Here is a 21,233-nt window from a genome sequence, read left to right as displayed (position 1 = left end):
GGGGAAATGCGGCGGGTAGCCCGAGGGGGCGGGCGCCTAGCGCAGCTGGAGCAGGGCGGCCTCGAACGCCACCCAGGGCAGCATGGCGCACTTGACCCTGGCCGGTACTTGGAGACCCCGGCGAAGGCCGCGGCGTCGCCCATGACCTCTTCGTCGGGTTCGATGGTGCCGCGCGAGCGCAGCATCTCCCGGAAGAGGTCGAGCATGGCCTCGGCCTCGGCGACGCTGGTGTTCAGCACGGTGTCGTGCAGCACGGACGCCGAGGACATCGAGATCGAACAGCCCGCCCCGCGCCAGGTGAAGCCGTCGATCCGGGCATCCGCACCGCTGCCAGACAGGGCGACGCGCACGGTGACCTCGTCGCCGCAGGTGGTGTTCACCTGGTGCGACTGGGCCACGCGCAGGTCGGTGCCGGATGCGCCGGTGGCCGCGTCGGCGTCGAGTGCCGGCAGTTCGGTGACCGAGCCGTGCGCCGACTTGGCGTGGTCGAGGATGATCTGCTGGTACAGCTGCTGCATGGCGGAGGAGGTCATCGGGTGACTCCGAAGAACGGGGCGACCTCGGCGAGCACGGCCAGGAACTGGTCGACCTCGTCGTCGGTCGTGTACAGGTAGGTGCTGGCCCGGGTGGACGCGGTGACGCCGAGACGGCGGTGCAGCGGCTGGGCGCAGTGGTGGCCCACCCGCACGGCGATGCCGGCCTCGTCGAGGAACTGGCCCACGTCGTGCGCGTGAACGCCGGCGACATCCACGGCGGCCAGGCCGATGCGCTCCACCCCGACGCCGGGGCCGAGCAGGCGCACGCCCGGGATGGCTGTGACGCCCTCCACGAGCCGACGTCCGAGCTCGGCCTCCCGGGCGCGGATCCGGTCCATCCCGGTGTGCGCGAGGTAGTCCACGGCCGCGGCCAGGGCGATGGCCTGGGAGATGCGCTGGGTGCCCGCCTCGAACCGCTGCGGCGGCGCGAGGAACTCGGCGGTCTGCATGTCGACCGTGGTGATCATCGACCCACCGGTGAGGAACGGCGGCATAGCGGCCAGGAGTTCGGCCTTGCCGTAGAGCACGCCGATGCCGGTGGGGCCGAGCATCTTGTGACCGGAGAACACCGCGAAGTCCACGTCGAGGGCGGCCAGGTCGATGGCCAGGTGCGGCACGGACTGGCAGGCGTCGAGGAACACCAGCGCGTCGACACCGTGGGCGAGGGCGACGAGGTCCTCGATCGGGTTGATGGTGCCCACCACGTTGGACGCGTGGGTGACGGCGAGCAGCCGGGTGTGGGGGTTGACGATCTGGGCGGCGGCGGCCAGGTCGAGGGTGCCGTCGTCCTGCACCGGGATGAACCGCAGGGTGGCGCCGGTGCGCAACGCCAGCTGCTGCCAGGGGATGAGGTTGGAGTGGTGTTCCATCTCGGTGACGACGATCTCGTCGCCGGCACCCAACCGGAACCGGGCGGCGGCGGGGCCGCCGAGCCCGAGGGACGCGTTCGAGAAGGAGTAGGAGACCAGGTTGACGCCCTCGGTGGCGTTGGAGGTCCAGACGATCTCGTTCTCCCGGGCGCCCACGAACGCGGCGACGGTGGTGCGGGCGGCCTCGAACACCTCGGTGGCGGCGAACGCCAGGGTGTGCGCGCCGCGGTGCACGGCGGCGTTGCGTTGTTCGTAATACTCCTGCTCGGCCTCCATCACGCTGATCGGGTTCTGCGAGGTGGCGCCGGAGTCGAGGTAGTTGAGCGGATGCCCGTTGACCTGCTGGTTCAGCACCGGGAAGTCGTTGCGGATGCGCAGGACCTCGTCGGCGCTGAGGGTGTCGGCGACGAGTTTGGCGGCCCCGAGTTTGTCCGCGCCGGCCGTGCCGGTACGGGGAGTCTGGTCACGCGAGGAAGCCGGGGGTGCAACGAACGTCATACTCCAGGGTACCGTTCCGCCGCTGCCGGGTGGCAGGGTGCGTGGTATCCGCTCCGGCGGCCGAGCCGTCGCCTGCGAGGCTTAGGCTGGAACCCCGCAGAAAGGCCCGCCATGCCGCACGCTCCCCTCGTTTCACCGGGGCCGCCGCTCACCGCCGACCAGCGCCGGCGTTACGCCCGACAGCTCTCCCTCGACCAGGTCGGCGACCTCGGCCAGCGGCGCCTTGCCGTCGCCCGGGTCCTCATGATCGGTGCGGGTGGTCTCGGCTCCCCCGTTCTCACGGCGCTGGCCGCGGCCGGGGTGGGCACGATCGGCATCGTCGACTCCGACAGCGTCGAGGTGTCCAATCTGCACCGGCAGACGATCTACTCCATGGCCGACCTCGCCCAGCCCAAGGCCGAGGCCGCCGCCGCCGCCCTGCGCGCACACAACCCGTTGATCGAGGTCGTGGCGCACCAGACCCGGCTCACGGCGGCCAATGTGCTGGAGCTCGTGGACGACTACGACATCGTGGTCGACGGCACCGATAACTTCGCCACTCGCCATCTCGCGCATGACGCGGCCGCCAGGCTGCACAAGCCCTATGTCTGGGGTTCGGTCCTGCGCTTCGACGGGCTCGTCACGACCTTCTGGGTCGACGGCCCCCGGGGTGGCACCCGGTTGGCGGACCTCTTCCCCAGCACCCCCGGCCCCGACGAGGCCGAGACCTGCGCGATGGCCGGTGTGCTCGGTTCGGTGTGCGCGAGCATCGGCTCCATGATGGCCACCGAGACCCTCAAGCTCATCGTCGGCTTCGGCGAACCTCTGTTCGGCCGGCTGCTCGTGCACGACGGCCTGGATGCCTCCTGGCGCGAGGTGCCGTATTCGGGCTCGGCGCCGACGCCGAGCGACGCGGCCGATGCGCCTTCCGCTGACGCCGAGCCCGCTGAAAACGCGGATGGTGAAGACGCAGCTGCAGAAGACGGGCCTGCGGCAGCCGTGACCAGGGACACCAGCCACAGCCAGGTTCCCGGCCACTCCCACCCCGCCGCCGCCCCCGAGCCCGGCCCGGGCTCGGGAACGCCAGAGGAGATCGACTCGGAGGAGCTGGCCGCCCTGCTCGCGGCCCGGGCGGCCGGCACCGCCGACTTCGTGCTCGTCGACATCCGTGAGCCGTGGGAGCGCGACATCGTCGCGATCGACGGGTCCGCGCTGGTGCCCATGGCGCAGCTGCTCACCGAGAGCGCCCGGCAGGTGCTCGAGCCCGATTCGCGTGTCATCCTGTACTGCCACCACGGCACCCGCTCCGAGTACGCCCGCGGGGTGCTGCTCGACAACGGCTGGTCGGATGTGACCCACCTCGCGGGCGGCATCGACGACTGGGTTCGGCGGATCGAACCGGCCAAACCCCGCTACTGATCAGACGCGGCGGCCGGATCAGTGGCCCGGCGCTTCTCTCTTGCCGGTCGGTCAGTCCCCGAGCACGCGCCGGGCGACGTTCATCGCGCCCATGCCCTTGGGCCAGCCGGCGTAGAACGCCACGTGCGTGATGGCCTCGATGAGCTCGACCCTGGTGACACCGTTCTTCACGGCGTGGTCGAGGTGGAAGGCGAGCTGCTCGGTGTCGCCGCCGGCGGTCAGCACGGCGACCGTGATCAGACTGCGGTCGCGCGGTGACAGCTCCGGGCGGTTCCAGACATCCTCGAAGAGGACATCGTCGGTCAGGGCGGCGAGCTTGGGCGAGAAGTCGCCCAGGGCTCGGCGTCCGCCGCCGACCTGCGTGCGGTGCTGGCTGGTGCTGCTGTCGGTCATTGTCGTTTCCTTCGGCCGTGGTGAGTGTGTCGTGCGGCAGGGCGTGCGCCCATCACCATGACATCGCATCGGCGCTCGCTCGGGGAGTCCCTGCTGGAGGGGGTACTGACAGGGTGTTCCTCACCGGCCCGGGGTGTCCTAGGGTCGACGGCGGGCGACCTCGGGCACACCCCCGGGCGTCCGCGAGCATCGCCAGAACCACCAGGGCACCATCGAGGAGAACCATCATGCAGATCGAACCCCGCACACCCACCGTCAAGAATCCGGCCGCTCAATTCGCCGGTGACGTGTGGCTGGACTCTGTCGCCACCCCGCACACGGACGACCAGCGGATGACCGTCGTCGTCGTGCGATTCGCCCCCGGCGCGCGCACGGCTTGGCATTCCCACGCGCGCGGCCAGTACCTCCGGGTCACCCAGGGCGTGGCCCGCTTCGGCACCCGCGACGGGAGCGTCATCGAGGTCTACCCCGGCCAGACGCTCTACACCCCGCCTGGCGAAGAACACTTCCACGCTGCCTCGCAGGAGAGCTTCATGGAGCACATTGCCATGCTCGAATCCGCCGACGATCCCGCCACGACCACCGTCTGGCTCGAGCACATCACCGACGAGGACTACGCGGGGAGGTAACCCTTCGCGGCAGTGTGATCCGTACGCGTCACGCCCACTGTGCCCACGAGCCCATCCGGTTATGGTGTGCGCAGTGGGACTCGATCGAGCCCTGCCTGCAGCGATGGAGGTAGTCATCATGGACGATGGCGGCACACGAGACGGCACGACGGGCAGCATCCCGGTTCACCCCGGCAAGGCACGCACGGCCGACAACACAGCCGATGACGTGGCCGCGGACCGCGGCTTCCTGGGCAGCATCGAGCCCCTGGTCATCCGCGCGGATGACGGACGGGTGGTGTGGGAGATGGACAGCCTGTCGTTCCTGGCCGGCGAGGGGTCGGAGAGCGTCAACGACAGCCTCTGGCGCCAGAGCGCCCTCACCGCCAAGCACGGTCTCTACGAGGTGACAGAGGGCATCTACCAGGTGCGGGGGTTCGACCTCTCGAACGTGACCTTCGTCGAGGGCGAGCGCGGGGTGGTCGTGATCGATCCGCTCATCTCGGCCGAAACCGCCGCAGCGGCGCTCGACCTGTACCGCCGGCACCGTGGAGACCGCCCGGTCACCGCCATCGTCTACACCCACGCGCACGTCGACCACTTCGGCGGCGTGCTCGGGGTAGCCGAGCCGGACTCCGCGATCCCCGTGGCCGCCCCCGAGCATTTTCTCGACAACGCCGTATCCGAGAACGTCTACGCCGGCACGGCCATGTTCCGCCGCGGCTACTACTACGACGGCCATCCGCTGGCCCGCAGCGCGTCGGGCCGGGTGGGCATCGGCCTGGGTCCGGGCGCCTCAACGGGCAGGATCGGACTGCTGGTGCCCACCATCGAGATCACGCAGACCGGTCAGGAGGAGGTGCTTGACGGGTTCGCATCGTCTTCCAACTCACCCCCGGCACCGAGTGCCCGTCGGAGATGAACCTGTACTTCCCCGACCACCGTGCGCTCTGCATGGCAGAGAACGTCACACACACGCTGCACAACCTGCTCACCCTGCGCGGCGCCCAGGTGCGTGACCCGCGCATGTGGTCACGGTACATCGGCGAGGCCATCGAACTGTTCGGGCACCGGTCGGATGTCGAGTTCGCCTCGCATCACTGGCCGACCTGGGGCACTCGGGAGATCATCGACTTCCTCGGCGAACAGCGGGACCTCTACGCGTACCTGCACGATCAGACCGTGCGGCTGATGAACCAGGGGCTCACCGGCATCGAGATCGCCGAGGACTTCGAGTTGCCGCCCAGCCTCGCTACGCTGTGGCACACCCGGGGGTACTACGGCTCGGTGAACCACAACGTCAAGGCCATCTACCAGCGCTACCTCGGCTGGTACGACGGCAACCCCGCCCACCTGTGGCAGCATCCGCCGACCGCCGCCGCCAGCCGGTACGTCGAGGTGATGGGCGGTGTGGCGGCCACGCTCGAGCACGCCCGCCGGTATCTCGAGGCAGGAGACCTGCGCTTCGCCGTCGAGCTGGCCAGCCACGCTGTTTTCGCGGACCCCGGCGACGGCGCGGCCCGGGAACTCCTGGCGGACGGGCTTGAGCGGTTGGGCCTCGGCGCGGAGAACGCCACCTGGCGGAATGTCTTCCTCACCGGCGCCAACGAACTGCGGTACGGAATCGGCCGGAACGACATGAGCGCAGGTGGGCTGCTCAGCGCCCTCACGGTCACCCAGCTCTTCGACACCCTCGCGATCCGGGTGGTCGGGCCACGAGCCTGGAACGAGAGCTTCGCCATCAACTGGGTGATCACCGACACCCGCGACCTGTATCGCCTGGAGCTGAGCCACGGGGCCCTGGTGCACTATCCGATGCAGAAACCCCGCGCCGCGGACCTCAACGTGCGCATCAGCCGCACCCGCCTCGCTCAGGCGGTGGCCAGCGGCTCGTTCAGCGGCGTCGACATGACGGGTGACACCGGGGTGCTGTCACGGTTGTTCGCTCTGCTCGACGCGCCGGATCCGTCTTTCGCCGTCGTCTCTCCGTAGCGGGCCGCTCGGGGCGGGCCCGCCTCAGCCGCCGGCGAAGGGCGGCAGCACGTCCAGCCGGTCGCCGTCGTCCAGCACCCGGGCCCGGTCCGTGGTGGCCACGCCGTTCACGATGAAGGAACAGCGCGCGAACACTGCGGGCGAGGTGCTGTCCACGTCGTCGAGGAACGCGCCGATGGTAGCCCCGGCCGGCAGCCGGCGGGTCTCCTCGGCCATGCCGGTGGCCGCCTTCGCGGCGGCGTAGTACCGAACCTGCACCTGCATACTGATGGACCCTTCGTCGTGGTCGGGTGGAGTTTCCCCGGCCTGTTCACTTTCGTGGCTCCAGCCTACGACGGGTCACCACGTCAGGAGCGGGCCGCAGCAGGTAGACCAGCTCGACGAGGCCGGTGTCGAAGACCTGGGCGCTCGTGAGATCGAGCACCGTGGGATCGATGTCGTCGGGGAAGACCCCGCGGCCGGAGCCGATCACGACGGGCATCACCACGAGCCTCACCTCGTCGACCTCGCCCGCGGCGAAGAAGGCCCGGCTGAGGGCGAGACTCCCCCACAGGCACTCCGTCTGGCTGCGGTCGAATTCGGCGGTGCCGCCCTCGAGTAGCTCGGAGGCGGCGAACTCGCCGTCGGAGTTCGCCGCGAACCCGTCGGCGGTCACGCACTCCTGCACCACAAGCCGTCCCATGCCCTGCCTGCCCTTCCCGGCCGCGCCGCCGGCACCTTCCGCCCGGCCGCCCCGGCCCCACGCGTCCGAAGCAGAATACGCCGGGTCCAGGTCGCTTCGCGGGGGCACGGCCACGGATGCCGTCATCCGCCCCGGGTGCGGCAAGATGGTGCCATGAGCGCGCGCACGATCCAGCAGCACCGCGAGGCCGTGGCGACGCTTCTCGCACCGCTGTTCCAGACCCGGTCCGTGGAGACCCTCACCCTCTCGAGCGAGCGGCTCATCGCCGACCCCGACGGTTTTCGTGCGCGCACCCTCGCCGCCGCCGTGGCTTCGCCGGTGTCGTTGCCGCCCTTCGACAACTCGCAGATGGACGGCTACGCCGTACGCTCCGGCGATCTGTCGGCGGCCGCCGGCGGCACCCCGGTCACGCTTTGTGTCGCCGACCGCATTGCCGCCGGAGACACCGGCACCCCGCTGCGGGCCGGAACCGCCGCGCCCATCATGACGGGTGCGCCGATTCCGCCCGGCGCGGATGCGGTCGTCCCGATCGAACAGGCCGACCCGCCACGATTCCTGCCCCCGGCGGCGGCGGGCACGGTGTCATTCGCTGCGCCCGTGGCCGCCGGCACCTTCGTGCGGCCCGCCGGGAGCGATGTGGCCGCTGGGGAACTGCTGCTGCCGGCCGGTAGCCACCTCGGGCCCGCGCAGCTCGGGGTTTTCGCGGGCACCGGGGTGACCGAGATCACCGTGCTCCGGCGCATCCGGGTGCTGCTCATCGCCACCGGCCACGAGATCCGCGCGGCCGGCGAGCCGCTCGCCGCCGGGCAGATCTACGATTCCAACAGCGTGATCCTGACCCAGGCCCTGCACGATGCGGGCTGCACTGTGGTCGCGCGGCCCTGCCCGTCGGACGATGCCGCCGACCTGCTCGCGCTCCTGACGTCGGCGCCAGAAGTGGACCTGATCGTCACCGTGGGCGGTGTGAGCGCCGGTGCCCGCGAGGTGGTGCGCGACGCGCTCGGCCCTCTCGGCGTCGAGTTCCTGCACGTGGCCATGCAGCCCGGCGGCCCGCAGGGGCTCGGCGAGATCGCCCGCCCGAGTGCTGCCGACGGCGATGCCACCGCTCCGGTGCCCGTGGTCTCCTTCCCCGGCAACCCGGTGAGCGCCCTCATCTCCTTCGAGGTGTTCCTGCGCCCCCTGCTGCGCGCCCTGGCCGGCCTGCCCCGGCCCGAGCGGGCCCTGCTGCGCGCGCCGTTGGCGACCGCGGTGGAATCGCCGGCCGGCAAGCACCAGCTGCGCCGCGGCATCCTGCGGCCGGACGGAACGCTCGAGCTGGTGGGCGGTCCGAGTTCGCACCTCCTCCATTCCTACGCGGCAGCGACCGTGCTGGTGCACCTTCCCGTCGGGCTCGACAGGGCCGCCGCGGGAGAGCCCGTGAACTATTGGAGTATCGATGACTGACAGCACGCCCCTCTCCGGCACCGGGGACCACACGAATGGCAACACCGACGGCGTCACCGGGACGGGCGCGGACGCGAGCCCGGCCGACGAGACATCGCCCCGGCTCAGCCACGTGCGCGCCGACGGCGCGGCCCTGATGGTGGATGTGACGGACAAGCCCGTCACCAAGCGGCGCGCCACGGCCACCGCCACCCTCATCACCCGGCCCGACGTGATCGACCTCGTGGTGGCAGGCACACTCCCCAAGGGTGAGGCTCTCGCCGTGGCCCGGGTGGCGGGCATCATGGGCGCCAAGCAGACCTCGGCGCTGATCCCGCTCTGTCATCCGCTGCCGATCTCGGGCGCGACCATCGACTTCGAGCCGGGCCTGGACAGGGTCGTCATCACCGCGACGGTGAAGACCACCGGGGTCACCGGCGTGGAGATGGAGGCGCTGACCAGCGTGTCGGTGGCCGCCCTCACCCTCTACGACATGATCAAGGCCGTCGACAAGCACGCCGTCATCACCGACATCCGGGTGTTGGCCAAATCCGGCGGCAAGAGTGGCGACTGGAGCCTCGAATGACCCCGGCCACTGCGCCGGAGCCGGCCGGGGGTTCCGGCGGGAGCGCCGTCGTGCGGCGGACCGCGCAGGTGATCGTGGCGTCGACCAGGGCGGCGACGGGGGTGTACGCCGATCGCACCGGTCCGGTCATCGACGCATGGCTGCAGGACCGGGGCTGGCTGGTGCTCGAGCGTGCCGTCGTGGTGGACGGTGAGCCCGTGGGCGACGCCCTGGCCGCCGCCATCGAGGCGGGCCTCGACCTCGTCATCACAACGGGCGGCACCGGGGTGAGCCCCACCGACCGCACCCCCGAGCAGACACTGCCGCTGCTGGACCGGGAACTCCCCGGAATCATGGAGGAACTGCGCCGCCGCGGTGCTGCGTCCACCCCGCTGGCCGTGCTGTCCCGCGGTCACGCCGGCATCGCGCGCGGCCGTACCGTGGTGATCAACCTGCCCGGCTCCACGGGCGGGGTGCGCGACGGCCTGGGCGTGCTCGCCGACATTCTCGACCACCTGCTCGACCAGGTCGCCGGGCTGGACCACGACACCCGAATCATCGCCGGCGGTGCGCCGCCCGCAGCAGCGCACGCAGCGAGACCCGCAGCACCACTGACGAAGGGCCCGCACCATGACCGCTGACATCCCCGACGCCCTGGCTCAGGGAACCGTGCTGTTCGCCCGCGTGGACGACACCCCCATCACCGTGGAGGAATGCACGGCGGCCGTGGCCGACACGGCCGCCGGCGCCGTCGTCTCGTTCGCGGGCGTGGTGCGCAACCACGACGAGGACCGGGGCGTCACCTGGTTGCGCTACAGCGCGCATCCGAGCGCCGAGGCCGTGCTCTCCGACGTCGTGCGGGACGTGGCCCTGGCCCACCCCGGCTGCCGGATCGCCGCCGCCCACCGGGTCGGCGACCTCGGGATCGGCGACATCGCGCTGGCCTGCGCGGTAGCCTCCGCCCACCGCGCAGCGGCCTTCGCCGCCTGCGCGGCCCTGGTCGACGAGATCAAGACCCGGGTGCCGATCTGGAAGGAACAGGGCTTCACCGACGGCAGCACCGAATGGGTCGCCGCGCTCGGCTGACCCCACCGCCCCGGGCCGCTGGCAACTGTTCCCGAAGCGGACAAGTGGTGCCGGCACACCGGGTGCACTTGTCCGGACGGGGAACAGTTCGGTGCCGATCATGCCGCAAAACTGGGCATTCGCTGGGCGGCACTGGCGCGGTTAACATCGCCGACACAAAGCTGCGCTTGACTAGGGGTGTCGGCACCAGAAATGGGAGCCGTACGGTGCTGCCCCGAGGCGATACCGAACACCGGATGCCCGCATCCCGCACAAACCAGCTCGCACCGAAACGCTCTCACCGACCGGCTCCCCAGGGGCCGCTCGCAGAGAGCGGTTCGCGCAGGGCATCTCGTACAGAGGAGGCACGGATGGACCTGACCACCGTTGCGACCATCACTCCGGCTCGCACCCGGTCGGACCTGGCCCTGCTGGGCCCGTCCGTCGTCCCGCTGGCGGGCGGCTCCGAGCTCTTCGCCGACCCGCGCATCCACCTCACCGGACTCGTCGACCTGCACACCATGGGCTGGCCGCCCCTCACCGTCACCCCCGAGGGTCTGGAGATCGCCGCCACCTGCACGCTCGCCGACCTCTCCCGCATGCCCGCCGAGCCCGGCTGGACCGCCCACCCGGTCTTCCACCAGGCCTGCACCGCCCTGTTCGGGTCGTTCAAGGTCTGGAACGTCGCCACCGTCGGCGGCAACCTCTGCACCTCGCTGCCGGCCGGCCCGATGATCTGTCTCACCGCCGCACTGGACGCCCGAGTGCTGATCTGGCGCGCCGACGGCAGCGACGAGTGGATGCCCGCCCTCGACTTCGTCACCGGCAACACCACCAACGTGCTCGCTCCCGGCGACGTGCTGCGCTCGATCCACCTGCCGGCCGCGACCCTGACCTCCCGCACCGCCTACCGCAAGATCGCGCTGTCGCCACTCGGCCGCTCCGGGGCCGTGCTCATGGGCCGGCTCGACGCCGACGGTGCCTTCGTGCTCACCGTGACGGGCGGCACCGTGCGCCCGGTGCAGCTGCGCTACCCGCAACCGCCCGACCCGGCCGTGCTCGCCGCGGACATCGCCGGCATCGACGCCTGGTTCACGGATGCCCACGGCGCCGCCGACTGGCGCCGCGCCGTGAGCGGACTGCTCGGCGAGGAAATCCGGCAGGAACTGGCCGGTCCGGCCCACCGGCCCACCCCGCCCACCGGCACCGGCATCCGCACGGACGCCCGAATCGACACAGACACAGACAAAGACACAGACACAGACACCCCGGACGGGAGCCACGCATGAAGCTCAGCGTGAACGGCGTCCCGCTCGACGCCCCGGCCGCAGCCGGCCAGGTTCTCCGCACCTACCTGCGCGAGCAGGAGCACTTCGAGGTCAAGAAGGGCTGCGACACGGGCGACTGCGGCGCATGCTCGGTGCTCGTCGACGGCACCCCGGTGCACTCCTGTATCTACCCGGCTTACCGGGCCGAGGGCCGTGAAGTCACGACGGCCACGGGCATTGGCCGCCCCGACCACCTCGCCCCGATCCAGCAGCGTTTCATCGACGCCGCCGGCTTCCAGTGCGGCTTCTGCACACCGGGCATGGTCGTGACGGCCTCGACCATCCAGGACCATCAGCTGCACGACCTGCCGCGCCTGCTCAAGGGCAACCTCTGCCGGTGCACGGGCTATCGGGCCATCGACGACGCCATCCGCGACCGGCATACCCCGGCCGACGGCTGCGAGCACGAGCACAACGACCACGCGGTGGATGCGGCCCACCCGACGAAGACGCCGGTCACCGGCCTCGGCCCGGTGCGAACCACCACGCCCCGCACCCCCCGTACTTCCGCCACCGACGGCCAGGTCGGCGGGTCGTTGCGCGCGCCCGCCGCGGCCCGGGTGGTGAGCGGTCAGGAGCCGTACACCCTCGACGTGGCTGTGCCCGGCCTGCTGCACCTCAGCGTGTTGCGCAGCCCCCACGCTCACGCCAGGGTGCTCTCCATCGACGACAGCGCCGCCCGTGCCCTGCCCGGCGTGCACGCCGTGCTCAGCCACGCCGACGACCCCGGCACCCTCTACTCCTCCGCCCGGCACGAGAGCCGGCTCGACGACCCCGACGACAGCCTGGTCTTCGACACCGTCATGCGGCACCGCGGTCAGCGCGTCGCGGCTGTGGTCGCCGACTCGGTGGCGATCGCCGAACACGCCTGCCGGCTGCTCGTGGTGGAGTACGAGGAGCTGCCGCCGGTCTTCGACCCGGCCGAGGCCCTCGCGCCCGGCGCCCCGCTTGTGCACGGCGACAAGGATCCCGTGAACAGCAGGGTCGCCGACCCGGGCCGCAACCTCGTGGCCGAGCTGCACGGCGAGTACGGCGATGTCGCCGCGGGTCTCGCCGCCGCTGACACCGTGGTCACCGGTACCTGGCAGACTCAACGCGTCGCCCACACCCAACTGGAGACGCACGCCACGATCGGTTGGCTGGAGGACGAGCGGCTGGTGCTTCGCACCAGCTCGCAGGTGCCGTTCCTCGTGCAGAAGGAGATCAGCCACATCTTCGGACTCGACCTCGAGGCCGTGCGGGTCTTCACCGCGCGCGTCGGCGGCGGGTTCGGCGGCAAGCAGGAGATCCTCACCGAAGACGTGGTGACCCTCGCGGTGCTGAAGACCAATCGTCCGGTGCAGTACGAGTTCACCCGCACCGACGAACTCGCCGCATCCCCCGCCCGCCACCCCATGCGGGTCGGCGTCACCCTGGGCGCGACCAGCGACGGCCGGCTCACGGCTCTGGCGATCGAGGTGCTCTCCGATACCGGCTCGTACGGCAACCATGCCCCCGGCGTCATGTTCCACGGCACCAGCGAGTCCGTCGCCCTGTACAACGTGCCCAACAAACGGGTGGACGCCCAGGCCGTGTACACGAACAACCCGCCGTCGGGCGCCTTCCGCGGCTACGGTCTCGGCCAGGTGATCTACGGCATCGAGAGCGCGCTCGACGAGCTCGCCCGCGAGCTGGACATCAACCCGTTCGACCTGCGCAGGATCAACTCGGTGCGCCCCGGCGACCCGCTTGTGGTGACCCACGAGGAGGGTGATGACATCGGCTTCGCCAGCTACGGGCTCGACCAGTGCCTCGATCTGGCCCAGGCAGCCCTGGCCCGCGGCAACGGTATGACCGCGCCGACCGGTGCCTCCTGGCGGGTGGGCGAAGGCATGGCCTCCTCCATGATCGCCACGACTCCCCGCGCGGACATTACTCCCAGGCGGCCATCACACTCGGTGCCGACGCGCGCTACATCGTGCGGGTGGGTACCTCCGAGTTCGGCAACGGCACCAGCACCGTGCACACCCAGATCGCCGCGACCGCGCTCAACACAGCTCCGGACCGGATCGAGATCCGGCAGTCCGACACGGATGCCGCCGGCTACGACACCGGAGCGTTCGGCTCGGCCGGCGTTGTCGTAGCCGGCAAGGCCGTGCACGGCGCAGCGACCACCCTTCTCGCCCGGCTGCGTGGCCTGGCTGCCGAGCGCACGGGCGCCGCCGCGGAGTCGTTCACGCTCGAGGCCGACGGCCTCCGCTCCGGCGAGCTGTTCGTGCCCCTGACCGAGCTGGCCGGACCCGATGGCCTCACCGCCATCGGCCGGGAGGACGGCGCCCGCCGTTCACTGGCGTTCAACGTGCACGCCTTCAGGGTGGCCGTGAACACCGACACCGGCGAGGTACGGATGCTGCAGTCGATCCAGACCGCCGATGCCGGCTTCGTGATGAACCCGGAGCAATGCCGCGGACAGGTCGAAGGTGGCGTCGCCCAGGCGATCGGTACCGCGCTCTTCGAGGAACTCATCCTCGACGGCGCCGGCACCGTGACCACCCGGGTGCTGCGCAACTACCACGTGCCGCAACTGGCCGACCTGCCCGTGACCGAGGTCTACTTCGCCGACACCGCCGACGACCTGGGGCCGTACGGCGCCAAGTCGATGAGCGAATCGCCCTACAACCCGGTGGCGCCGGCCCTGGCCAACGCGGTGCGCGACGCCATCGGGATTCGTTCGTATGAACTCCCGATGTCGCGCGACAGGGTGTGGCGTCTGGTGAACCGCCCCGCTCTCCAGGCCCCGGCCCGACAGGGATAGGCCTGCAGGGAGGGACCTGGAGCCAGTGGCCGGTGGGTCACTCCACGTCGGAGGTGGCGCGGCTCGGGCCCGCCGAGACCGCCTTCATTTCCTTGCCGTGCACCGAGACCGCCCAGATAACCAGCACGTCGATGGCGATCATGGTGATCGACCAGAGCGGGTAGGCGCCGAGGAAGGCGATGTTCACCAGGGCGCTGGCGAAGGCGAGGATGATCGCGACGACGCGCGCCCACATCTGCCCGGCCAACAAGGCCACGCCGGCGAGGATCACGACGGCTCCGAGGATGGTGTGGACCCATCCCCACGTCGTGTAGTCGACCTGCACCACCAGGCCCTCACTGCCGACCAGATAGTAGGTGTCCTGGAACAGGGCAACGAGGCCCTGGATGACGTGGAACGCGCCCATCATCAGCATCCGGCGAAGACGATCCAGCCGGTCCAGCCCGATACCTCGGTGTCGGCGCTGTAGCTCTGGGCGGTGGCGGCCCCGGTCGTGGTGCCGGTTGCCTGTCGTGTGTTGGTCATTTCGCTTCCTCCATTCACTGGGCTCGTCGATCACGCTAGTGCGCCTTCGAACCCGTTTCGTCCCCCGAATGGGGTGAGGGCTGGAACGAAACCGCTGGTCAGGGCGGAGGCGATGAGCGAGTCCAGCACATCGACGGGTGTGGCCGTCGGAGGTCAGGACACCGGGTGAATCGGTCCCGGCAGGTCGCGCAGGGGCAGCCCGGTGGCGCCCGATCGGGCGGCGAGGATCTCGGCGACGATCGACACCGCGGTCTCCTCCGGGCTGCTGGCGCCCAGGTCCAGCCCGATGGGCGAGTGCAGCCGGGCCAGGTCGGGCTCGGCGACGCCGGCCTCGCGCAGGCGCAACATCCGGCGGTCGTGGCTGCGCCGTGAACCCATGGCGCCCACGTAGGCCACGTCCAGGCCCAGCGCCGTCTCGAGCAGCGGCAGGTCGAACTTCTCGTCGTGGGTGAGCACGCAGACCACGGTGCGCGCGTCGGTGTCGGTGCGGGCCAGGTAGTCGCTGGGCCATTCGACCACGACCTCGGCCGCGGCCGGAAAACGTTCGGGGGTCGCGAACACGGCGCGGGCGTCACACACCGTGACCCGGTAGCCCAGCAGGCTCGCGGCCGCGGACAGCGCGGCGGCGAAGTCCACAGCGCCGAAGATCAGGCAGCGCGGCGGTGTCGCCGCCACCAGGTACAGCACCCGGCTCTGCACGCCGTCGCAGTCAACGGTGCCGAGGTCGGTCTCGCCCCGCGTGATGCGAGCGTCGAGCTCGGCACGGATGCGGCGCTCGGCGTCCGGATCCAGGCCCGCCTCCGCGGCGTCAGAGTCATCCACCTTCAGGGCCGCCCCGGCAGCGTCAGGGCCGTCCGCCGCCGCTCCCGCGTCCTCCAGGCTGCCGGCATCCCCGTCGGTGCCGGGACCGGCCGGTCCGTTCGGCACCAGGATACGGCCGGCTCCGGCTCCGGACACGACGAGGGCCAGGCCTGCGGCCCGGCCGGCCGTGGCACGGGCGAGCTGGGCACGTGCGGCGCCGGCGAGGGCGTTCCGCCGGCCCGCGGGGGCGAACTCGGTGAGGAACACCTCGACGGTGCCGCCGCAACTCAGCCCTACGGCGAAGGCGTCGTCGTCGGTGACGCCGAATTCGGTCAGGCGGCCACGGCCATCGGAGAGCACCTCCTGGGCGCTCTCGAAGATGGCTCCCTCGACACAGCCGCCGGAGATGCTGCCGATCACGGCGCCGGCGTCGGTGACGGCCATGGCCGTGCCGAGGGTGCGTGGCGCGCTGCCGAGAACCCGGGTGACCGTCGCGACGGCCACCCGGTGTCCGTGGGCCAGGGCCTCGAGCAGCTCGCCGGCGATCTCGAGCACGGCTAGCTGCCTGCGCTCTGGTCCATGCCCATCCGTCGCAGCACCAGGTTCTCGGCGAACTGCGCCACGCCGTAGAGCACCATCGACACGATGGTGATGACCACCACAGACGACCAGACCTCGAAGTTCTTCACCTGGGAGACCGCCACGACGATACCGTAGCCGAGGCCCTGGCCGGTGGCGAGCCACTCGGCCAGCAGGGCGCCCGTGATGGCGCCGGGGATCGAGATCTTGATGGCCGCGAAGAACGACGGCAACGAGCTGGGCAGCGCCACCTTGCGCAGCGCGGTGAACGGGGTGCCGCCGTACACGGCGATGACGTCGCTCACCTGCGGGGACGCCGAGCGCAGGCCGAAGGCGATGTTCACCAGGGCCGGGAAGAGCACGACGATCGCTCCGGTGACCACGGCGATCGACGGGCCGCGACCGGTGATGAGGATCAGTACCGGGACGAAGGCCACGAGCGGCACGCTGCGCAGCAGCAGCGCGATGGGCATGAGAGCGTGCTCGATCCCCTTCGACAGCGTGAACAGTGTCGCGAGGACCAGCGCCACCAGGATGCCGGCGACGAAACCCAGGAAGGCGTCGGTGAGGGTGACCCCGAGGTTCGTGAGGATCAGCACCCGGTTCTCGGCGGCCGCTGGGACCGTGAACAGCCAGTTGAAGACATCCGCCGGGCCCTTGGCGATGAACGGGGAGATGCCCAGCAGCAGGATCAGGCCCTGCCAGGCGGCCAGGACGATCACGAGGGTGAGCACGCCCGTGCCGAGGGCACGGCCGAGGTAGGCGCCGAGGCCGCGGGCCTGCGCGCCGGTGGTCTTGGTCAGCACGGCCGGCTGGCCGGTGACGAGGGTCTGGGCGCTCACGAGCTGCTCCGTCCGGTGGTCCAGGGGGTGGCGAAACGGGAGATCACGGCGAAGAGCAGGTAACCGATACCGGCCAGGAGGCCCGCGACCAGCGCGAGGCTCCAGACCCGTTCCACGTTGGCGGCGTTACCGGCCGCGAGCATGGCCAGGCCGAGTCCGCGCTCGGCGCCGCCGAGGTACTCGCCGAGGATCGCGCCGAGCAGGGCGGCCGGGGCCGCGATCTGCAGGGCGTTGAGCACGCTGGGGGTGCCGGCGATCAGCCTGACCTTCCGCAGCTGGGTGAACTTGGTGCCGCCGTACACGCTGACCAGGTCGAGGCTGGCCTGGTCGGCCGCCTTGAGCCCCACAAGGGAGCCGACCACAGTGGTGAAGAACACCGACAGGGCAGCCAGGAAGACGGCGGTGCCGGACGGGTCGCCCCGGGGCGGCCCGATGACGATGTAGGCGATGGGCCCGATCGCCACGATGGGCACGCAGTAAGTGATCACGGCGATCTGCAGGGCGATCTTCTCGATGCGCGGCACGATCAGCACCAGGCCGGCCAGGATCAACGCCAGCCCGTTTCCCCAGAGGAAGCCGAGGGCGGCCTCGCTGAGGGTCATGGTGATGTGCGGCCAGTAGAAGCCCAGGCCGTCGTTGACGAACTGCGTCACGACATCGGCCGGGGTGGGAATGGCCCCGCCGGGCACGGATCCGGCGTTCTGGAAGATCGTCAGGGCGCTGACCCACCAGAGGGCCACGACGACGACGATACCGATCAGGCCGGTGGCCCAACCGGGCAGGCCACGGGTGACCGGCATCAGTGCGCTCCGGAAGCCGCGGCGGTGTCGGCGCCGAAGAGCAGTTCGGAAGCCCGGTCGTGCAGGGCGTGGAACTCCGGCGTGCGCATCATCTCGGGCAGGCGCGGGCGGGGCAGGTCGATCTCGATGACCTCTTTGACACGGCCGGGCCGCGGGCTCATCACGGCCACCTGGTCGGAGAGGAAGATGGCCTCGGAGATGCCGTGCGTGACCATGAGGGTCGTCGCGGGCTTCTCCGTCCAGATGCGCAGAAGCTCCACGTTGAGGCGCTGTCTGGTCATGTCGTCGAGGGCGCCGAAGGGCTCGTCGAGGAGCAGCACCGAGGGCTTGAGCACCAGGGAGCGGGCGATCGAGACGCGCTGGCGCATCCCGCCGGACAGCTGGGCTGGCTTGGCCTTCTCGAAGCCCGTGAGGCCCACGAGCTGGATGAGTTCGGTGACGTAGTCCTCGTCGACCGGCATCCGGGCGACCTCGAAGGGAAGTTTGATGTTGCTGCGCACGCTCCGCCACGGCAGCAGGGCGGAGTCCTGGAACGCGATGCCCAGCTCGTGGCCGCTGCGGAGCTCGGCGGGGCTCTTGCCGTCGACGCGCGTGGTGCCGCTGGTGGGGTTCTCCAGGCCGGCCAGGATGCGCAAGATGGTGGATTTGCCGCAGCCGGAGGGGCCGAGCAGGGACAGGAAACTGCCCTTGTCGGTGTGCAGGTTGGCGTTGTCGAGCGCGACAACCTCCTTGCGACCGACCGAGAAGGTCTTGTGGAGCTCAGAGATGTGCAGTCCGGTTCCCGAGGTGGTGGCCGAAGTGGTGGCCGCCGGGCCGGTGTCGATCGTACTCACGTCGTACATTCCTTACTGGGCGTCGTCGGGGACCGGATACCCAGTATCGCCGACGGCACCCGCCTCCAGGAGACGGGTGCCGCAATGATGCCGAGTGGTGGTGCGACTAGCGAGTTGGTGCCGGTTGCGTGCAGCGGGTGAGGTGCTGCGGTACTGACTGGTGCGGAGCCTACTTGCTGTACTTGACGAGGTCGGGGTTCTCCTTGTAGACCTCGGCGAGCAGGCTCAGGTCGAACAGCGACTTGGCGTCGATGTCGATGCCCGCGGCTTTCAGCGTTTTGAGGGATTCCTTCTGCAGGGCGTCGCTGATGGTGAAGAGTCCGTTGGCCGCGGTGTCGTCGCTGACGACGAGGTCGGTGGCCTGGATCTCCGCCTGGCGGGTTTCCTTCTCCATGGTCAGGCCGAGGTCCTTGCCGTAGGTGTCGACAGTGAGGGTCGCCGCGGCGGTGGGGTCGTTGATCGCGTCGGACCAGCCCTTGATCTCGGCGACCAGGAGGGCCTTGAGCTTCTCGCGGTCGTTGGCGATCGCGTCGTCTGAGGCCGTGAAGGTCTCGGCGACGAACGGCAGGCCGTTGTCGGCCAGCGGCAGGTTGACCGGGTCGAGACCGGCCAGCTCGGCGTCGATCGACTCGTTGGTGAGGTACGCGAACCATCCGTCGACCTCGCCGTTGAACAGCGGGGTCGGGTCGTACTCCACCGGCACCACGGTGATGGTGGACGGGTCGATCTCGTTCACCTTGAGGAACGCGTCCCACAGGCTCTGGTTGCTGGCCTGCACACCGATGGTCTTGCCCTTGAGGTCGGCCAGGCTGGCGATGTTGCCGACGCCCTTGAGCGAGAGGATGGTGAACGGGTTCTTCTGGTACGTCGCGCCGATGATCTTCAGCGGGGCGCCCTCCTCGGCGATGACGGTGCCGGTGGAGATCGCGTTGCCGATGCCCAGGTCGACGTTGCCGGAGATGACGCCGGCCTCGGCCGATGCCGGGCCGGGAACCAGGTCGACGGAGTCGAAGCCCAAGTCGGTGAAGTACCCGGCGTCGTCGGCGACGAACTCGCCCATGAACTCGGTGTTCTTGATCCAGGAGAGCTGGATGCTCGCGTCACCGAAGGAGGCGTCCTCGCCGGAAGCCGAGTCGGAGCCGGCGTCGCTCGCGCAGGAGGTGAGCAGCAGGGTGAGGGCGGCGGCGACAGCCACACCCTGACCGAGGCGCTTGACAGAGCGGCGGGTGAACGGGGAAAGCGGGGCTTGCGTCATGACGCGGTTCCTCTCGATGGTGCTCGGGGGGTTGCCGTGGAACTCAACGGCGTGCTGGGGGCGGGATGCCCGGATACTGACTGCGTGCTGTGTGGGTGGATGGTGATGCTGATGCTGCTGGTGTGATTGCGGTGTTTCAGCACGCCGCATCCGCTGCAACACATGTTCGGATGACTCGAACACTAATTGCTGAGTGTGACGCGCCGAAGACCGAAACATTTCCGGCTCATTACGGCTGAAATGCCGGGGTGAAACGTCGGAATCTCCCTCGGGCCGGGCCGGAACCCTGGCGTGATAGCGTCACGGAGTCCACCCCGAAAGGAACCCCAATGTCTTCCGCTATCGTACCGACCTCCGCGTTCGTCTCCGGCCTGCCCAAGGCCGAGCTGCACCTGCACCTCGAGGGCACCCTCGAACCCGAGCTCAAGCTCGCGCTGGCCCGCCGCAACGGAGTGGACATCGGCCAGAGCACGGTGGAGCAGGTGCGGGCCACCTACGAGTTCGACTCGCTCGCGAGCTTCCTGGGCGTGTACTACCCGGCGATGGACGTCCTGGTCACCGAAGATGACTTCTACGATCTCGCCACGGCCTACTTCCGCCGCGCCGCCGCCGACGGGGTGCGCCGGGTGGAGGCGTTCTTCGACCCGCAGGCACACACCTCCCGGGGCGTGCCGATCGAGACCGTGATCGTGGGCTACCACCGGGCCGCGCAGGATGCCGCCGCGGTCGGGATTTCCGCCGAGCTCATCCTCTGCTTCCTGCGCGATTTCTCCGCAGAGAGCGCGCTGGAGACGTTGACGGCCGCGCTCCCCTACAAGGACAGGTTCATCGGGGTGGGCCTCGACTCTGACGAGCGGGACAACCCGCCGGCGAAGTTCAATGCCGTCTTCGCGCTCGCCCGGGAGAACGGCCTCAAGCTGACCATGCACTGCGACATCGACCAGGTCGGCAGCATCGAGAACATCCGCCAGGTTCTCGAAGACATCCAGGTGGACCGCATCGACCACGGCACCAACATCGTTCAGAACCCGGAGCTGGTCACCCTGGTGCGGGAGCGGGGACTCGGCCTCACCTGCTGCCCGGTGTCGAACAGCTTCGTCACCGCCGACATGAAGGCCGTGGAGATGGTGGCTCTGATGAACTTCGGCGTTTTGGTGACGGTGAATTCCGACGACCCGGCCTACTTCGGAGCCTACGTGGCCGACAATTACCTGGCGCTGGCCGAGAAGGCCGGCCTCAGCACCGACGAGCTGGTGCTTCTGGCCAAGAACTCCTTCCAGGCGTCGTGGCTGACCGAAGACGAGAAGGCGGCCTACCTGGCGTCCATCGACGACTACGTCGCAGGGTACCCGACGGCATAGGGCCGCGCGTTCCGTCGGTGTTTCATCGACGCCTCACGTCGTGTGTCCGACAGGTTTCAGAACCCCGGAACGAGGCCTGAACGAGTT

General features: G+C 70.0%; 20 protein-coding genes and 2 pseudogenes. 11 read left to right on the top strand and 11 right to left on the bottom strand.

Features of this window, described 5'->3' with window-relative positions; all coding sequences use genetic code 11:
* Positions 1-36: 36 nt before the first annotated feature.
* Positions 37-533 (bottom strand): annotated as a pseudogene (gene sufU / locus KY500_RS05545) (Fe-S cluster assembly sulfur transfer protein SufU).
* Positions 530-1,903, bottom strand: a complete 1,374-nt coding sequence (locus tag KY500_RS05540) for an aminotransferase class V-fold PLP-dependent enzyme (protein WP_219902678.1) — start codon at positions 1,901-1,903, stop codon at positions 530-532. The pseudogene sufU and the gene KY500_RS05540 overlap by 4 nt, the downstream one beginning before the upstream one ends.
* Before the next feature lie 111 nt (positions 1,904-2,014).
* Between KY500_RS05540 and KY500_RS05535 the strand changes: the two genes are divergently transcribed.
* The gene (locus KY500_RS05535; RefSeq protein WP_255579823.1) at positions 2,015-3,301 is read left to right on the top strand and encodes a ThiF family adenylyltransferase; all 1,287 of its coding nucleotides are present in this window, start codon (positions 2,015-2,017) and stop codon (positions 3,299-3,301) included.
* Between the two features lie 51 nt (positions 3,302-3,352).
* On the opposite strand, the gene KY500_RS05530 is transcribed toward KY500_RS05535, so the two are convergent.
* Complete coding sequence (locus KY500_RS05530; RefSeq protein WP_219902677.1) at positions 3,353-3,694, bottom strand: carboxymuconolactone decarboxylase family protein; 342 nt, start codon at positions 3,692-3,694, stop codon at positions 3,353-3,355.
* Positions 3,695-3,921: 227 nt separating this feature from the next.
* On the opposite strand from KY500_RS05530, the gene KY500_RS05525 reads away from it, so the two are divergent.
* The 3 genes from KY500_RS05525 to KY500_RS05515 all read left to right on the top strand — a co-directional run bounded on the left by KY500_RS05525 (position 3,922) and on the right by KY500_RS05515 (position 6,294).
* Entirely contained in the window at positions 3,922-4,323 is a 402-nt protein-coding gene (locus KY500_RS05525) for a cupin domain-containing protein (RefSeq protein ID WP_219902676.1), read from the top strand.
* A gap of 73 nt (positions 4,324-4,396) precedes the next feature.
* Positions 4,397-5,224, top strand: a complete 828-nt coding sequence (locus tag KY500_RS05520) for an MBL fold metallo-hydrolase (protein ID WP_219902675.1) — start codon at positions 4,397-4,399, stop codon at positions 5,222-5,224.
* 32 nt (positions 5,225-5,256) lie between these two features.
* Positions 5,257-6,294, top strand: a complete 1,038-nt coding sequence (locus KY500_RS05515) for an alkyl sulfatase dimerization domain-containing protein (protein ID WP_219902674.1) — start codon at positions 5,257-5,259, stop codon at positions 6,292-6,294.
* Between the two features lie 24 nt (positions 6,295-6,318).
* Here KY500_RS05515 and KY500_RS05510 read toward each other — a convergent pair whose 3' ends face one another.
* Both KY500_RS05510 and KY500_RS05505 read right to left on the bottom strand, forming a co-directional pair.
* A complete protein-coding gene (locus tag KY500_RS05510; protein WP_255579822.1) occupies positions 6,319-6,558 on the bottom strand; it encodes a MoaD/ThiS family protein in 240 nt (79 codons plus the stop codon).
* 46 nt (positions 6,559-6,604) lie between these two features.
* A complete protein-coding gene (locus KY500_RS05505) occupies positions 6,605-6,976 on the bottom strand; it encodes a dihydrofolate reductase family protein (protein ID WP_219902673.1) in 372 nt (123 codons plus the stop codon).
* Between the two features lie 153 nt (positions 6,977-7,129).
* Between KY500_RS05505 and glp the strand changes: the two genes are divergently transcribed.
* From glp to KY500_RS05475, 6 genes and pseudogenes are all read left to right on the top strand, one after another.
* A complete protein-coding gene (glp, locus tag KY500_RS05500) occupies positions 7,130-8,419 on the top strand; it encodes a gephyrin-like molybdotransferase Glp (RefSeq protein ID WP_219902672.1) in 1,290 nt (429 codons plus the stop codon).
* A gap of 136 nt (positions 8,420-8,555) precedes the next feature.
* Entirely contained in the window at positions 8,556-8,984 is a 429-nt protein-coding gene (gene moaC / locus KY500_RS05495; RefSeq protein ID WP_236900905.1) for a cyclic pyranopterin monophosphate synthase MoaC, read from the top strand.
* Positions 8,981-9,604: a molybdenum cofactor biosynthesis protein B gene (locus KY500_RS05490; protein ID WP_219902670.1), complete on the top strand. Its 624-nt coding sequence runs from the start codon at positions 8,981-8,983 to the stop codon at positions 9,602-9,604. Before moaC ends, KY500_RS05490 begins: the two co-directional genes overlap by 4 nt.
* Positions 9,594-10,049 carry a molybdenum cofactor biosynthesis protein MoaE gene (locus KY500_RS05485; RefSeq protein WP_219902669.1) on the top strand — a complete coding sequence of 152 codons (456 nt, stop codon included), beginning with the start codon at positions 9,594-9,596 and terminating at the stop codon, positions 10,047-10,049. The genes KY500_RS05490 and KY500_RS05485 overlap by 11 nt, the downstream gene beginning before the upstream one ends.
* Positions 10,050-10,399: 350 nt before the next feature.
* Positions 10,400-11,317 carry a xanthine dehydrogenase family protein subunit M gene (locus KY500_RS05480; RefSeq protein ID WP_219902668.1) on the top strand — a complete coding sequence of 306 codons (918 nt, stop codon included), beginning with the start codon at positions 10,400-10,402 and terminating at the stop codon, positions 11,315-11,317.
* Positions 11,314-14,150, top strand: a pseudogene (locus KY500_RS05475) (molybdopterin-dependent oxidoreductase). The gene KY500_RS05480 and the pseudogene KY500_RS05475 overlap by 4 nt, the downstream one beginning before the upstream one ends.
* A gap of 37 nt (positions 14,151-14,187) precedes the next feature.
* Here the strand turns inward: KY500_RS05475 and KY500_RS05470 are convergent.
* From KY500_RS05470 to KY500_RS05445, 6 genes are all read right to left on the bottom strand, one after another.
* Positions 14,188-14,565, bottom strand: coding sequence for a hypothetical protein (locus KY500_RS05470; RefSeq protein WP_219902667.1), 378 nt, complete (start codon positions 14,563-14,565; stop codon positions 14,188-14,190).
* A 263-nt stretch (positions 14,566-14,828) separates the two neighbouring features.
* A complete protein-coding gene (locus KY500_RS05465) occupies positions 14,829-16,031 on the bottom strand; it encodes an XdhC family protein (RefSeq protein WP_219902666.1) in 1,203 nt (400 codons plus the stop codon).
* Between the two features lie 2 nt (positions 16,032-16,033).
* The gene (locus KY500_RS05460; protein WP_255579821.1) at positions 16,034-16,897 is read right to left on the bottom strand and encodes an ABC transporter permease; all 864 of its coding nucleotides are present in this window, start codon (positions 16,895-16,897) and stop codon (positions 16,034-16,036) included.
* Complete coding sequence (locus tag KY500_RS05455; RefSeq protein ID WP_066594904.1) at positions 16,894-17,697, bottom strand: ABC transporter permease; 804 nt, start codon at positions 17,695-17,697, stop codon at positions 16,894-16,896. The genes KY500_RS05460 and KY500_RS05455 overlap by 4 nt, the downstream gene beginning before the upstream one ends.
* Positions 17,697-18,530, bottom strand: a complete 834-nt coding sequence (locus tag KY500_RS05450) for an ABC transporter ATP-binding protein (protein WP_255579820.1) — start codon at positions 18,528-18,530, stop codon at positions 17,697-17,699. The genes KY500_RS05455 and KY500_RS05450 overlap by 1 nt, the downstream gene beginning before the upstream one ends.
* Positions 18,531-18,699: 169 nt before the next feature.
* A complete protein-coding gene (locus tag KY500_RS05445) occupies positions 18,700-19,785 on the bottom strand; it encodes an ABC transporter substrate-binding protein (RefSeq protein WP_219902664.1) in 1,086 nt (361 codons plus the stop codon).
* A gap of 329 nt (positions 19,786-20,114) precedes the next feature.
* Here KY500_RS05445 and add point away from each other — a divergent pair, with 329 nt between their 5' ends.
* Entirely contained in the window at positions 20,115-21,146 is a 1,032-nt protein-coding gene (gene add / locus KY500_RS05440; RefSeq protein ID WP_219902663.1) for an adenosine deaminase, read from the top strand.
* Positions 21,147-21,233: the final 87 nt, after the last annotated feature.

It is taken from the genome of Cryobacterium sp. PAMC25264 (assembly GCF_019443325.1).
In the GTDB taxonomy this organism is placed as follows: domain Bacteria; phylum Actinomycetota; class Actinomycetes; order Actinomycetales; family Microbacteriaceae; genus Cryobacterium.
This window is presented reverse-complemented; position numbering and strand designations above follow the sequence as displayed.